The organism is Halomonas daqiaonensis (assembly GCF_900109725.1).
GTDB lineage: Bacteria > Pseudomonadota > Gammaproteobacteria > Pseudomonadales > Halomonadaceae > Halomonas > Halomonas daqiaonensis.
Genome location: NZ_FOBC01000020.1, coordinates 50,515 through 65,183, shown reverse-complemented (window position 1 = coordinate 65,183; position 14,669 = coordinate 50,515). Strand labels below are relative to the sequence as shown.

At 59.0% G+C, this 14,669-nt stretch carries 13 protein-coding genes; 1 reads left to right on the top strand and 12 read right to left on the bottom strand.

Annotated features, from left to right (window positions below):
* Window positions 1-126 precede the first annotated feature (126 nt).
* The gene (locus tag BMY30_RS14675; RefSeq protein WP_089715044.1) at window positions 127-501 is read right to left on the bottom strand and encodes a histone-like nucleoid-structuring protein, MvaT/MvaU family; all 375 of its coding nucleotides are present in this window, start codon (window positions 499-501) and stop codon (window positions 127-129) included.
* A 948-nt stretch (window positions 502-1,449) separates the two neighbouring features.
* On the opposite strand from BMY30_RS14675, the gene BMY30_RS14670 reads away from it, so the two are divergent.
* Window positions 1,450-2,256, top strand: coding sequence for an SDR family NAD(P)-dependent oxidoreductase (locus tag BMY30_RS14670; protein WP_089715031.1), 807 nt, complete (start codon window positions 1,450-1,452; stop codon window positions 2,254-2,256).
* 25 nt (window positions 2,257-2,281) lie between these two features.
* Here the strand turns inward: BMY30_RS14670 and BMY30_RS14665 are convergent, their stop codons facing one another.
* The 11 genes from BMY30_RS14665 to BMY30_RS14615 all read right to left on the bottom strand — a co-directional run bounded on the left by BMY30_RS14665 (window position 2,282) and on the right by BMY30_RS14615 (window position 14,649).
* Window positions 2,282-4,093, bottom strand: a complete 1,812-nt coding sequence (locus tag BMY30_RS14665; RefSeq protein ID WP_244516228.1) for an extracellular solute-binding protein — start codon at window positions 4,091-4,093, stop codon at window positions 2,282-2,284.
* A gap of 50 nt (window positions 4,094-4,143) precedes the next feature.
* Complete coding sequence (locus tag BMY30_RS14660) at window positions 4,144-4,881, bottom strand: sulfite exporter TauE/SafE family protein (protein ID WP_089715029.1); 738 nt, start codon at window positions 4,879-4,881, stop codon at window positions 4,144-4,146.
* Window positions 4,882-5,012: 131 nt separating this feature from the next.
* Window positions 5,013-5,603, bottom strand: coding sequence for a malonic semialdehyde reductase (locus tag BMY30_RS14655; protein WP_089715028.1), 591 nt, complete (start codon window positions 5,601-5,603; stop codon window positions 5,013-5,015).
* Window positions 5,604-5,658: 55 nt separating this feature from the next.
* Window positions 5,659-6,522 (bottom strand): intradiol ring-cleavage dioxygenase, encoded by an 864-nt coding sequence (locus tag BMY30_RS14650; RefSeq protein ID WP_089715026.1) that lies wholly within the window; start codon window positions 6,520-6,522, stop codon window positions 5,659-5,661.
* Between the two features lie 3 nt (window positions 6,523-6,525).
* Window positions 6,526-7,428, bottom strand: a complete 903-nt coding sequence (locus BMY30_RS14645; protein ID WP_089715024.1) for an NAD(P)-dependent oxidoreductase — start codon at window positions 7,426-7,428, stop codon at window positions 6,526-6,528.
* Window positions 7,425-8,789, bottom strand: a complete 1,365-nt coding sequence (locus tag BMY30_RS14640) for an amidohydrolase family protein (RefSeq protein ID WP_089715022.1) — start codon at window positions 8,787-8,789, stop codon at window positions 7,425-7,427. Before BMY30_RS14640 ends, BMY30_RS14645 begins: the two co-directional genes overlap by 4 nt.
* Entirely contained in the window at window positions 8,786-9,865 is a 1,080-nt protein-coding gene (locus BMY30_RS14635) for a maleylacetate reductase (RefSeq protein WP_089715041.1), read from the bottom strand. Before BMY30_RS14635 ends, BMY30_RS14640 begins: the two co-directional genes overlap by 4 nt.
* A 52-nt stretch (window positions 9,866-9,917) precedes the next feature.
* Window positions 9,918-11,492 (bottom strand): sugar ABC transporter ATP-binding protein, encoded by a 1,575-nt coding sequence (locus tag BMY30_RS14630; protein ID WP_244516227.1) that lies wholly within the window; start codon window positions 11,490-11,492, stop codon window positions 9,918-9,920.
* Entirely contained in the window at window positions 11,489-12,448 is a 960-nt protein-coding gene (locus tag BMY30_RS14625) for an ABC transporter permease (RefSeq protein ID WP_089715020.1), read from the bottom strand. The genes BMY30_RS14630 and BMY30_RS14625 overlap by 4 nt, the downstream gene beginning before the upstream one ends.
* A gap of 14 nt (window positions 12,449-12,462) precedes the next feature.
* On the bottom strand, window positions 12,463-13,473 hold the full coding sequence (locus BMY30_RS14620) for an ABC transporter permease (protein WP_244516226.1): 1,011 nt from the start codon (window positions 13,471-13,473) through the stop codon (window positions 12,463-12,465).
* A 237-nt stretch (window positions 13,474-13,710) separates the two neighbouring features.
* On the bottom strand, window positions 13,711-14,649 hold the full coding sequence (locus tag BMY30_RS14615) for a sugar ABC transporter substrate-binding protein (protein ID WP_089715018.1): 939 nt from the start codon (window positions 14,647-14,649) through the stop codon (window positions 13,711-13,713).
* Window positions 14,650-14,669: the final 20 nt, after the last annotated feature.

The window sequence follows — 14,669 nt, the reverse complement described above, 5'->3', positions numbered from 1 at the left end:
CGCTGTATGTTCGGTCTTGAGGCGGTGACAACTAAACTCCATCTTATATGAGCTCGTGCTGGACGTCCGCTCTTGGCCGAAAGCTGCCCTGCCCACCGATGGGTTGGTGGGCAGGATTGAAGTGCTTTAGTCTTCTGTTCTTACCAGCCAGCCTTCAACGGTTTCTGCGCCGTGCTCCTCCTTCCATGCCTTCAGCGTCTTCTGGTTGCCGCCGCGTGTCTCGACGACCTCGCCGGTGTTCGGGTTCTTGTAGATCTTCAGCTTGCGCTTAGCGCGTCCAGTGCTCTTGGCGCTGCTGGAGGTCTTGTCAGCGTCCTGTGTTGGGTCCAGCAGCTTGATGACGTCAGCGGCCGATTTATCGAATTCGCGCATCAGGGTCTCGAGGTGGTTCTTGAAGTCCAGCTCGCTCTTGAGGCGGTCGTCATTCTTCAGCTTGTCCAGCTCTTCCTGAAGCTGTTTGTACTGCTGTTCTTTCTGCATGTAGGTGTTGAGGATCGAAATGTAATATCTCCCTTTGGTTAGTGTCGAGGCTGAGTATGGTGGCAATATGCCAGTGATTCAATCCGTGGCTCGGTTTATTTTAACCAATTTCTTTTTGTAGATTGGTCAAGTCGAGTTGGTCCGCGCCGCTCCTATATGCCTGCTCCAGAAAGCGCCTCGGCTATCGGACACCGGCACAGGTGTCCCTGGGAGAATACTCAGGAGCCCTGGACACCGCTGGTGCTGCGCTTATTGCTTGAATTCAGCATTCAAGGCCAGAGGCTGCTGCATGCTGACGCTCGAACTGTATAGGACTGGCATAGCCAATCGCTGAGTGCCGGCGATGTGGGTTATACCATCCTGATCTTGCCCATCAACAGTGGACAGCCCGTTAAGGCAGTACACTCAACGAGGTGTACCCCATGGCGAGTAGTCCTCTTGAATCCTGTCCTGACAGGAACATCCTGATTCTACAAGATAATTCACTCGCCATCTTCATTTCTAAGTCAGCCCGGTGAATTAGGTGGAATCAAGACAATGGCGAAGGCCCAGACGACCTTGGGGCGGTATACCGAGCAGGGGATTCGGCCTGACCAACGCGAGGCTGTAGGGCATGAATAGTCTGTTCCAAGGGGCCCAGTCCCGCTCTTAGGCTACCGGAACGAAGTCAATCTCATCGCGATGATCTACCTGATCGGCAACACAACGGGGGACCGATCAGACTAAATCCACATGAAACGACAAAGAACTGTCATTGGAAGCAAAAAAACCAAACTGGTCAAAATGGTGCTGGTGGCAACTATGACTCTTGAGCCAAGTATTGGACAATCTGCACTGCATGGTGAAATACAGTCTGAAGAGGGGAGTACATTTCATCCTGCTTTCTCGATATACATATTTGCCAAAACGGTTGGGATGTGTTCAACGGGGACACATTCTATTTGAACAAAAATACCTGGAGGTCACCCCATGGATAAGACCCGTCTGAAAGGAAAAAACTGTCTGATCACTGGTGCCGCTCGCGGTATGGGTGCTGCTGTCGCCGAGCACTATGCCGAGCAGGGTGCTAATGTCTGCGTGGCTGATTTGAATATCGAAGGATGTGAGGAAGTTGCCAAGCGCATCAACGAAAGGGATGGCGGCAAGGCCATCACTGTCAAACTGAACGTCACTGAGCGCGACCAGATGAAGGCCGCTGTGAAGGCCACCGTCGATGCCTTTGGAAGCATTAATGTCATGGTCAACAATGCCGGCATCAACAAGCCTTTGATGTTTCTAGATATCACCGAAGAGAATTGGCGACAGATCATGGACGTTAATGCCCTAGGATGCCTTCTAGGGATGCAGGAAGCCGCCAAGCAGATGATCAAGCAGGGTAAGGAGAACGGGCCCTACAAGATACTCAACGTGGGCTCCATACTGTCGCGCCAGGCCTTCGATGACGTGGTGCCCTATGCCTGCAGCAAGCACGCCGTGCTGGCAATGATCAACGGTGGCGCCAAGGCGCTGATCGACCACAACATTACCGTCAATGGCTACGGTCCCGGTGTCGTGCGTACCGAGCTGTGGGAGCAGCTTGACAAGGATCTTGTCAGCATCGGCAAGTTCGACAAGCAGGGCCAGTCCATGGATGAGCTTGCCGAAAAGATGATCCTGATGAAGCGCTACTCCTACCCTGAGGATGTGGTGGGTACGGCCTCCTTTCTGGCCAGCCCCGAGTCGGACTACATGACCGGCCAGCTGCTAATGATCGATGGCGGCATGATCATGCAGTGACACAACCGACCACCTAGCCGATGGATCAGTAGTATCCTCTGTCTCGCATCACCCGATCGGCCCTGTCCTGTGCTATGGACAGGGCCTTCTTGATGGAGCGCCTCCCTGCCAGTACCTCGAATATCTCTTGGCCAGCAATATCGATGATGGAGGTTATATCGGCAACAGGTGGACGTGGCCAGGCCTGAAGGATGCCTTCCCTGGCCATTTTGTCCACCTCGCCAATGAGTGGCGATAGCGAAGATACCTCGGGATCACGGCTGACACTGAACCGTGACGTTACCAGACTGCCATTCAGAATATAGAGTTTGGACATGCTCCTGCACGTCAGGTGGCGCAAGGCCGCCCAAGCGGCTTCCACTCGTTCTTCCGAAAGGTTCGCAGGAATTGCCAGAGCATAGCCGCCGATGGGAACGACGGGTCGACCATGATTGCCGACGGTATGGGGAAGATAGCCGGTTTGCTGCCAGGCAGGGGAATTCTTGTTGAGTTCAAACAGTGGTGCGAGCGAGGTGTAGCAGTAGGCCATGCTAACCTCACCCGCTGCGTAGGACCTGGCACGCTCGTACCAAGACATCTGCAGGATATTGGGAGGCGAATACTTCAAGATATCCAGCATGTATTCGCAGGCACGAAAGGCAGCATCCGTCAGGAACATCGGACGAAGCTGATCCCCTTTCGCATCCTCGAACGCATAGCCTCCTTCGATACGCTGAAGATTGATGATCGGCTGACCGAATTTCGCCATCAGAAAGGCAAAGGTATGTCCCAAAGGCGTTCCTCTGGCCGCATTCCAGGCGATGCCATAGAACCTTTTGCCGGGATTGTGAAGCGCCCTGGCTACCCTTGTCAGCTGCTCCGTAGTCGACGGAGGCGAAAGCCCAGCGCTTTCCAGAATGTCTTTGCGATAGCACAAGAGCTCAGGTGTGGTTTGTACCGGTATTCCGTACTGCTTTCCAGCATAACGAGCACTATGGATGGCCTCAGAATGAAAGTCAGAAAGGTTGTAGCTTTCTCGGTCAATAAAGGCATCAAGGGGTAACAGCATATTTTGTGACGCCAACTCTCCGAACCAAGGTAGGTTACACGTGACAATGTCATAATGTGAATGAGAAAAGCGCGAGTTGGAAAGAATCTCCTCGCGCAGGCTATCGATCGACTTCGCCTTATTCTTGATATCCACCCCGAAGATTGCTTCGAGCTGACGCTTGAGGTTATGCATCGCCATGAAGGTGGGATCGGCATGCATCAAGACCCGTAGTCCTCCCTTGAGATCAAGCCGTTGAGACAGAACAGCGGGCGGCGATATCACGTCAGACGACTGGTAGGGTTCGTCTAGAATAATCTGGATCGTCGAGTCGGACTTGGGGTTCAGGCCAAAGGTATCTCCCAACAATGCCTTGATCCGCTTTGCATAATTTTCCCACTCCTCAATCATGGCATGAGAAGGATGTAGAGAGACCGTCTTTCCCGACTTTGTCCTGGGGCGGGAAAGGATCAGCCCTCGCTTGATGATACTCTCGATTCCCCTCTTGGCCGTGCCATAGGAGAGCCCGGAGGCATCGGCCAGCGAGGTGGGAGTAGTGAGCCGTCCGGCCAGATGATTGCGCATGACGTGAATCATCATGCGCAGTTCCCGGTATCCCTGCGTCATGGAGAGGGATTGTTCGGTTGTATCCTCGAACTTCTCTATGAAATCCAGAAAGCGAGCGAACTCGGTGCTGGTAAGTTTCGGCATCGGTGGCTCGGAGAGCTCATCGTAGGGGCCCTCGGGGTGCAACTCATGCAGCTGATCTTTCATACCCGCCTCGGCAATGAAGCGACTGGACAAGTTCACGATAGCTTCCTGCACCACCACGGGGCAACTACACGGAGATCACTCCGGCGTCAACGGATGCCATCGAGTATCAACCGGATCCCCAGCAGGATCAGCAAGACCAGAATGATTCGAAAGAAGAGCTCACTGCTCAATCGCTTCTGAATGACAAGCCCTAGGCGCACCCCCAGCCAGGCCACCGGGATCAGCAGCAGCGCGACGGTGAGGTTTTCGATATTCAGCAGGCCGAGCATGCCGTAGGGCACCAGCTTTACCAGGTTGATGGCGGCCAGGAAGACCACGGCGGTTCCCAGGAACTGTTCCTTGGAGAGCCTACACTGCAGCAGGTAGAAGTTGAGCGGCGGGCCCCCTGCATGCGCGATGAAACTGGTGAAGCCGGCGATGCCGCCGCTCACCCCACCGACCCATGTCGGCATGACGCGGCCGCGGAAGGGCTTGAGCAGTCCCCACAGGCCGAACAGGATCGAGAACACCCCCAGCAGCACCTTGAGCAGGTCCTCATCTAAGCGGCCATAGGTCAGGTAGCCGACCGCCACGCCGAGCACCGCCGGGGGAAGCATAAGCCACAGAACGAACCCCACACGGTGGCGCCACCAGGCCTTGAGGCTGAACAGGTCCATCACGATCAGCAGCGGCAGCATCACAGCAACGGCGAAGACCGGGCTGGCCTTCAGCGAGATCAGCGGCACCGCCACCACCCCGACGCCCCCGGCGAAACCCGATTTAGATATGCCGGTAATCAGCACGGCGATGATGATCAATACAATAAACTGCCAGTCGTACACCATGCAGGCCCCCTGCTCTCTGACCAGTTATAAAAAGGGGCCGTGACGATCACGGCCCAATCGGAGGAGTCCATTGCCTCACATGAGTGAAATGCCTCACGGGATGTCCGGGAGTCGCCTCCCTGAAGACCGGATCACAGTACTTCGCAAACCTCCTCGAACGTGAAGCGATCCTGGCGCGGGAAGAGCGCCGAGGCATCGCCGTACCCCAGGTTGCAGAGGAAGTTGCTCTTCACCCGACCATCGGGAAAGAACTCCTCATCCACCGCCGCATTGTTGAAGCCGGACATCGGCCCGGCATTCAGCCCCAATGCGCGGGCGGCCAGGATGAAATACCCACCCTGGATGGAACTATTGCGGAACGCCGTCGAATTGATGAAGTCCGTCTTGCCCTCGAACAGCGACTTGGCATCCTTGTTGTGGGAAAACATTCGCGGCAGGTGCTGGTAGAACTCGGTGTCGTAGCCCAGCACGGCCACCACGGGCGCCTGCATGGTCTTCTCCTGATTGCCGGGAAGCAGTGCCGACTTTAGCCTTTCCTTGGCTTCCTGGCTCTTAAGGAAGAGCACGCGAAGTGGCTGGCAGTTCATGGAAGTCGGGCCGAAGTGTAGCAGGTGATACAACTCGCGCAGCTTCTCCTCGCTGACATCCTGATCCTTCCATACGTTATGGGTACGCGCCTCGGTAAACAGTGTCTCGACCGCAGTGTTATCGATGACAGTCATGTCGTTTTCCTCTTGCTGGATGGTGGTTGCTGGATGGTTTCGTCTTGCGTTGCGACTAGCGGCTCGCCTTCAGACCGAAGTCGTATGTCAGATGGCGGAAGGGGACTTCCATCGACCTTCCATCAGGTGCTCTTCCCGGTGGCAGCAGCTCATATTCCCTGACCAGGGAATCCTTGACGCCAAAGACGGCGTCGGAGTCGAGGTAGGGGTCGTCCTCGGCGAAGACCTGGGTCACCAGGGTCTCGAAGCCCTCGGCCATCAGCATGAAGTGCACATGAGCGGGCCGGTACGGATGTCGACCGGTGATTTCCAGCATCTTGCCGACCGGGCCGTCGGTGGGGATCGGATAGGGTGAGGGGGTCACCGTCCAGAAGGCATAACGTCCCTGGTCGTCGGTGGTGAACCTGGCCCGCAACGAGGCACTCTCGAGCTCCTTCTGGACGTCGTAGAATCCTTCGCTGTCCGATTGCCAGACATCGACAACGACATTGGCCATTGGCTCGCCGCGACCGTCATGCACCCGCCCCTCCACGAAGAAGGGCTCTCCCTCGACGTTCCAGTCGATCGACTCGCCCTGGGCGACCTGGGGCGGGTCGGCCACGTAGAAGGGTCCCAGCACCGTGCTTTCCGACACCATGGGGTCCGATGTCTGATGATTGATGGCATCGACCAGCATCGTCACGCCCAGGGTATCGGAGAGCAGGATGAACTCCTGACGCTTGTCATCGCACATCTGGCCGGTGCGGGTCAGGAAGTCGATGGCCTGGGTCCACTCCTGTTCGGTGGGCTGGACCTCCCGCAGGAAGCCATGCAGGTGGGTGACCAGGCTGTTCAGCACGCTCTTCAGGCGTTCGTCACTGCAGCCGGCGAACTGCTCGATCACGGCATCCGTGATGTTCTCTGCATTGAGATTTCGCATGGATCATTTCCTCTCGATGGCCGGCAGCCCGGAGAGGCGCTCGGTATGGTGGATCGCGGCGATGTAGTCATCCTCACCATGCCCTGTGCCGATCAGCGAGCTATAGGCCTCGCGCATCTGGGCGGCCAGGGGCACGGCGACACCGTCGCCGTGGGCACAGCCGAGGATAAGGTCCAGGTCCTTGGCCATCTGGGCGGCCGAGAAGGTGGAGGTGAAGTCACGCTCCTTCAGCGGCTGAGTCTTGTACTTGACCATCGGCGAGCCCACGGCGCTGTCGGCCATCAGGTCCAGCATCGCCTCCCAGCCGATGTTGCCCTTGCGGGCCATCGCCAGGGCCTCGCCCATCATCCCCGCGCTTACCGCGATCATCAGGTTGATCGCCAGCTTGGCGTAGCGCGCCTGCTCATCGTCACCGAGCCAGTACTGGGCCTTGGTGAAGGTGTTCATCACCGGCACGGCCTCATCCAGCGCCTCGCGCGGACCGGAGACCATGGCCGACAGGGTGCCGGACTCGGCGGCGACCGGGTTGCCCGACACCGGGCTGCGCAGATAGGCAATACCCCGCGTCCCGACGGCCGCGGCTACCCTGGCGGAGGCCTCGATGCTGACGGTGCTGGTCTCAACCAGCACGCTGCCAGGGGCCATCGCCTCGATCAGCCCACCCGACGCCAGCGTCAGGCCCAGTAGCGCCCGGTCATCGGGAATCGACACGAACACCAGGCCACAACCTTCGACTGAGGAGGCCAGGTCATCGTGAGCCGTGATGCCGAACTGTTCGGCCAGCGTCATTCGCTCGGCGCTGAGATCGAACCCCTGGACGGGATAGCCGGCCGCGGCGATCCGCGTCGCCATGGGCAAGCCCAGCTTGCCAAGGCCAATCCAGGCTACCTTGTTGGTTGTTGTCATTGTGACGCCCCCTCTTGTTGGCGTGACTGAAGCTCGGCGTAGATGCGGTGACCGGAGGCTGCCAGTTGGCTGATCCCCTCCTCGACGTCCGCCAGCAGCTTGCCGTGTCGCTTGTGGAACGCTCCCGCCACCATGACGCTGTCGATGTTGGAGAGACTCGCCTGCATGACCACGGTCGAGACCGGGTCATTGACCGGCTGCATGTTCAGCTGACTGCTGTCGAGCAACACGATGTCGGCCTGCTTGCCAGGGGTCAGGCTGCCAATGCGCCCCTCGAGACCCAGGGCGCGGGCACCGTCGATGGTGATCCACTGAAGCGCCTCGCGGGTGCGGATGGTCGATGTGTCGGGAATGCTGCCCTGCTCGTGTCGCGAGGCATCGTTGTCCAGGGAGCGCTGCATGCCCAGCGCCATCCTCGCCACCGTGAACATGTCCCCGGAGATCACCGATTCGAGATCCACCCCCAGGGAGACGACGCCGCCGTGTCGGCGAACGTGGCCGGTGATCGGGAAGCCGTGCCCCTGGGTCATCTCGTTCTCAGGCGCGATGGAGAAGGTCACCCCCTTCTCGCAGAACCTGGCCAGCTGTTCGTCGTCCAGACTCTGCCCGTGCACGATGTTGATATCCGGCCCCAGGAGTCCCTTCTCCTCGATCACGTCCCAGCCACCGGGGGTGACCGCCTTGCCGCCGCCCTGGTGCATGGAGGCCACTAGGCCGAACTCCTTGGCCAGTTCGAAATCGTGCAGGGTGACATCGAGGGTGGAGTAGTGCGGCCCGAGGATCGCCAGGCCTAGAGTCACGCGCCCCTCGTGGTCGCCCAATGAGCCGGCGAGCAGCCGCTCGACCTCGCCGCGGGGATGGGGAATCTCGCTGAAGTGTGGCTGGCCCGGCTTGGGGTCCGGCTTGGGCGAGCCGTGGAAGAACAGTGCCCGGATACCGGACTCATTGAGCCCGCGAATCGCCGCATCAGTATGCTCGGGCGTGGGGTTGTTATGGCACCAGTCACCCAGGGTGGTGGTACCGCAGTTGAGCTGGTTGAGCGCGCCCATCCGGGTGGCGATATGGATGTCATCAGGGCTGAACAGGGTCGCCAGGCCGCGATGCACATGGCCGAAATACTCGAGCAGCGTCCAGTTGGCGGCAACGCCGCGCAGGGCCGTCTGCCAGGTATGCATATGGGCATTGACCAGCCCGGGGATCAGAATGCCACCCTGACAGTCGACCACCTTGGCCCCCTCGGACGGCAGGTCATGGCCAACCGCCAGGATACGATTATCTTCCACGAGCACCTGGCCATCGACTAGATCACCGGTCCCGGGGTCCATGGTCACCACGGTGGCATTGGTCAGCAGGGTCTTCATGCGTCGGTAACCTCCCTTGATGTCGGACGACGGCCGGCATGGGCATCGCTCAATAGGCGATGGATGCCGTCGGCCTCGATCTCGCGTGGATTCCAGTAGGGATTGCTCGTGGCGATCTGGGTCGCCCGATCGATATCGCTCGCCTGCAGGCCGATGTCGGCCAGGGCCAGGGGCGCCCCCACGGCGCGCGCCAGGTCATGGAGCCCACCGGCCGCATCGTCGCTGCTCAGCGCCCGGGCGATGCGGGAGATCGCCTCCGGGGCGGCCCCGGCGTTGTAGGCCACGGCGTGGGGCAGCACGATGGTATGGGTCTCGGCATGGGGCAGGTCGAAGGAGCCGCCCAGGGTGTGGCAGAGCTTGTGATGCAGCGACATCCCGACGGAGCCCAGGCAGGCACCGCACAGCCAGGCGCCATAGAGAGCATCCGAACGCGCGACCTGGTTGGCCGGCTCCTGGACGATCAGAGGAAGGCTGCGTGCCAGGGCCGCAATGCCCTCCTCCGCCATCAACGAGATCACCGGATTGCGGTCCTTGGCGTAGAGCGCTTCCACCGCATGGGCAATGGCATTGATACCGCTGGTACCGGACATGCCGACCGGCAGACCCAGCGTCAGGTCGACGTCGTAGATCACCACCTCGGGCAGCACCTCGAGGGTGCGCTGGGTCGTCTTCAGGCCGTCCCGGGTTTCCCCGAGGATCGGCGTCATCTCGGAGCCGGCATAGGTCGTGGGGATCGCCACCTGAGGCAGGCCGGTCCGAAGGGCGATGGCCTTGCCGAGCCCGATGGTGGAACCGCCCCCGATGGCCACGGTGCAGTCCGCCTCGAGTTCTTCCAGGTGGCGCATCGCCGCGTCGGTCACCTCGACAGGGGTATGCATCCTGGCCTCGGCGAAGAGGCCTGCCCCGAGCTCGCCCAACTGGGCAAGCACCTCGCGGGCCTGGCCTGCCTGCTCGGGCGTTGCCAGGACGAGTGCACGGTGGCAGCCCAGCTCACGGACCTCGTCGGCGAGTCGGGACAGGGTTCCTTGGCCGAAGATGACGCGTGACGGCAAGCCGTTGTAGATGAAGGGCATCATGGTGGTGTCCTCGTGATTGCGTGGGAAGGTCAGGCGCGGGCGCACTGCCCCATCAGGCCGAGGCCGCGGGGGCAGGTCCGCTGGCGTCAGTGACGTACTGCCCGGTGATGGCCTGAACCAGCTTGTCCTCGGAGACCGCATCGCCGTCGAATTCCGCCGTCACCCGGCCGTCGTACATCGCGATGATGCGATTGCTGACGCCCAGTACCTCGGGCATTTCTGACGAGATCACCAGCACCGCATAGCCCGACCGGGCCAGTTCCTTGATCAGCGCATGGATCTCGGCCTTGGAGCCCACGTCGATGCCGCGGGTCGGCTCGTCCAGGATCAGCAGCTTGGGATGGGTATGCAGCCATTTGCCGATGACGATCTTCTGCTGGTTGCCACCACTGAGGTTGCCGACCTTCTGGCGCCAACTGGGCGTCTTGATCTTCATCGCCTGCTGGTACTTGTCGTAGACGACCTTCTCTTCTCCGGTCTTCATGAAGCCCATGGAAGAGACACTGCCAAGCGCAGAGAGGGTCATGTTGTCGCGGCAATTCATGCCAAGGATTAGACCCTGATCCTTGCGATCCTCCGGGACCAGAGCGATGCCCTTGACCACCGCATCGTGGCTGGAACGAATCGTCTCGACCTTGCCTTCGAGCAGGATCTCGCCGACCGACGGCTGACGCAGACCGAAGACCGTCTCGGCAACCTCGGAGCGACCCGCACCGACCAGACCGTACATGCCGACGATCTCCCCCTTGCGGACGCTGAAGCTGACATCCTCGAACACTCCATTCACGGTGAGGTGACGCAGTTCGAGCATCTTCTCGCCGAACTGGCTGGGTTTGCTGGCATGATCAAGTTCGAGGGTCCTGCCGATCATCAGCTTGGTGACCTCATCCTCGCTGGTGTCGACCGTGTTCAGGGTCCCGTTGTACTCGCCGTCCCGCAGGACCGAGATACGCTGGGAGAGGTGGAAGATCTCGTCCATGCGGTGCGAGATATAAACAATACCGACGCCCTGCTCCTGAAGGTTGCGGATGATGTCGTAGAGCACCGGCTTCTCGTGATCGGTCAGTGATGCCGTCGGCTCGTCGAAGACCACGATCCGAGGTGTGAAGACCAGGGCCCGGGCGATCTCCACCATCTGCTTCTTGGCGATGGAGAGGTTGCTGACCATGTCGCGGGAGCTAAAGGTACACTTGAGCCGCTTGAGTATCTCGGTGCTGTCGGCGTGCAGCTTCTTCCAGTTGACACGGTTGCCCCATTTCAGCGGCAGGCTGCCCAGGAAGATGTTTTCGGCTACCGACATCTCGGGGACCAGCGACTGCTCCTGGTGAATCAGCACGATGCCGCTCTTCTTGGCCTGCTTGGGATTCTCGAAGGACTTCTCCTCTCCCGCGAGGATGATCTTCCCCCCGTTGGGCTGATGCTTGCCGGCCAGTACCTTCATCAGGGTGGACTTGCCAGCGCCGTTCTCGCCCAGCAGGGCATGGACCTCGCCCGCCCTGACGTCGAAGCTGACCTTGTTCAGGGCCAACACACCCGGAAACTTCTTGGTGATGTCGATCAACGACAGCACGGGGCTCGAGGAACTCTCACCGTGAGCGGTGTTCCGGTTCATGGCTGCAGTACTCATATGCTGACTCCCTTGCTGGCATGGACGTTGAGCCGCTGGTCGATGATCAGCACCGAGATCAGGATGACGCCGAGAATGACCAGCACGTAGAAGGCCGGTACCTGCATCAGGTTCATGCCGTTGCGTAGGATGCCGATGGCCAACACGCCGCCCAGGGTGCCGGTGATGCTGCCGTACCCGCCCGTCAGCTTGGTGCCACCGAGCACCACGGCTGTGATGGTCCACAATTCATAGTCACGACCCAGGTTCGGCGTGGCGGCGCCCATCTGGGTCGCCAGAAGCACCCCGGCGAGAGCAGCGAAGAACCCCACGATGATGAAGTTGATCATCATGTGACGGCCGATGCGGATACCCGCATCCAGAGCGGCCTCGGGGTTGCCGCCCACGGCAAAAGTATTGCGACCATGGCCGGTCTTCTTGAGCACCAGATGCATCACCAGGGTGCAGATGAGGAAGATGATGGCGAGCACGGGAAACGGTCCGATCGAGGCGGTCCCAAAGTCGGAGAAGGCGAAATTAGTAGCGTAGAAGGACTGCTCTTCGGTGTAGACGAAGATGAGGCCACGGACACCGATCATCGCCCCCAGGGTCACGATGAAGGCGTTGACGCCGGTCTTCCAGACGATCAGGCCATTGATGGCACCCAGGACAAGGCCAGACGCCAGAGCGGCAATGACCGCGATGGTGATGCCATAGTCCTGAAGGCCGACCGACAACGATGCAGCCAGCCCCAGGACGGCACCCACCGAAAGGTCGATGTTGCCGTTGATCATCACGTAGGTCATGCCCAGTGCGATCAGCCCGATGGTCGAGGTCTGGACCAGGATGTTGCTCAGGTTTCCGACGGAGAGAAAGTACTCCGACATGAAGCTGAAGAAAACCGTAATGACGATGACAAATATCCATATCGGCTGGATAAAGCCACTGCCCTTTAGAAAATCGTTCATGTTAATCATGTTGATCACCAGGTTCAGGAGTGAGTCGTGAACAGACGCTTGCGTTTGTTAGCAAGGTCCAGCCACACCGCCAGGATGATGATCACCCAGGTGACGAGCCATTGGGTGTAATAGGGATACCCCAGCAGCAGCAGGCCATTCTGGATGAAGCCCAGAATCAATACCCCAATGATCGTTTTCCAGATACTTCCTGCTCCACCCAGCAGGCTGGTTCCCCCGAGAATGATTCCGGCCAGCACCAGCAATTCATAGCCCTGCCCGACGTTGTTCTGTGACCCCATGACCCGTGACCCTAGCACCAGGGCGGCACAGGACACGCAGAAGGCAGAGATCAGATAAGTACTGAATACGCACCAGTTTTTGCGGATACCGGAATAGACGGCAGCGGCCGGGTTACCGCCGACAGCGAAGATGCGACGACCATAGCTGGTATGGGACATGACGACCTGCACGATGATCGCCAGGATGGCAAAGAGGATGACCGGGACCGCGATTCCCAGCACATAGCCTCGCCCGAAAAAAGCGAACCAAGTGTCGCTCTGGTTGGCGATATCGACGTTTTTCCCGCCGCTATAGATCAGCACCAGCCCTTGGATCGCCGACAGCATCGCCAGTGTTACAATTAGCGAATTCAGTCTCATGAAGCCAATCAGAAAGCCGTTGACAGCCCCGATAATCAGGGTTAAGACGAACATCAGGATGATGGCACCGGCCGGTCCGATCTTGTCGTGCAAATCGACGACCAGCACCGTCGAGAAGGAGAGCATCGACCCGACGGAGAGATCCAGGTTGCCGCCGATTATTACCACCGTGACGCCCACCGCAATGATACCTATGATGGATGCCTGACGGACCACCGTCATGATGTTTGACTGGGATAGAAACTGTTCGGAGAACAGCGAGAAAGCAAACATGCAGATAAGAAAAAAGACCAGGATTCCCTGAGCGGAAAGAAAGTTCAGGAGACCCGCCTTATGCTTCTTACTTAGCATGATGGCTTGTTTACCTTGCTCTATAGAAGCCATGATACTCACCTGTATTGGCGCTAAAGACTGAAGGCCAAGATGCTTCCGTTGCCGTCGACGACCCGTCGGCATACCCGGGGCATGCCACCAGATCGAGGGACTTTCTGACCATTCTTTATGGCCAACGGAGTGTCGTTATCTGTTTTCCGCTACGGTCTTCATCAACCGTTGCAGAGCCATTGGCCTGGGGGAAAGCGGGAAGGCACGAACTTCCTTCGTGCCTGAGAGTTACGATATTCAGAACACGGGCTTTTCGAACTCGGCCAAGTTGTCGGCGGTAATCTTGGGCGTTTCGAAGAAGTTCATCTTCGGCACTTCCTCTCCTGACAGCACGTCCAGGGCGGTCTGGAGGGCCGCTTCGGCGTCATCGACCGGTGACTGGTAGATGGAGCCGTAGTACTCGCCACGCTCGATGGCCTCGTAACCCACCGCAAAATTGGTGGCACCGATAAACACGATCTCTTCGGCGCGGTCAGCGCTCTTGGCAGCGTTCAGGGCGCCGACCCCCATGTTGTCATCTCCGGCGTAGACGCCGTCGATGTCATCGTATTTGGTGAGAAAGTTTTCCATGACCCGCTGGGCCTTCTCACGGTTCCAGTCCGCGGGCTGGGTCTCCACGAGCTCGACCCCGGGGCACGCCTCGGCTAGTCGCTCCTCAAAGCCCTGGGAACGCTCCATGGCCGTCGTATACCCCGGCTGGCCGGCGATCTGAACGATTTGACCCTCGCCATCAAGGGCGTCGCACATCATCTCGGCTGAGGAGGCCCCCTGCTGGACATTATCGGGGCCGGAGAAAGCTGCAATGTATTCAAGGCCTGCCTCGGCAATCTTAGAATTGGTCACCACGACAGGAATGCCGGCATTATGGGCCTGACGGATGACCGGAATTACCGCCTGGCCGTTGGTCGGCCAGATGATGATGGCATCGACACGCTGCTGGATGAGGTTGCGCACCTGGCCGATCTGACGAGCTACATCTCCGCCGGCATCTAGAACGACAACTTCGACGTTATCGAGCTCATCGGCGGCCTGCTCGAAGGCACTTTCATAAGTCGTCTGATAGCTGTCGACACCGACATTGTTCTGGGTTATGCCGATCCTGTAGGGATCTTCGGCATGGGCTATTGTGGTAGTAACCATAAACACGGATGTAGCTATAGCGGCATTCTTTAACATGTGAAATTCTCCAATTAGGT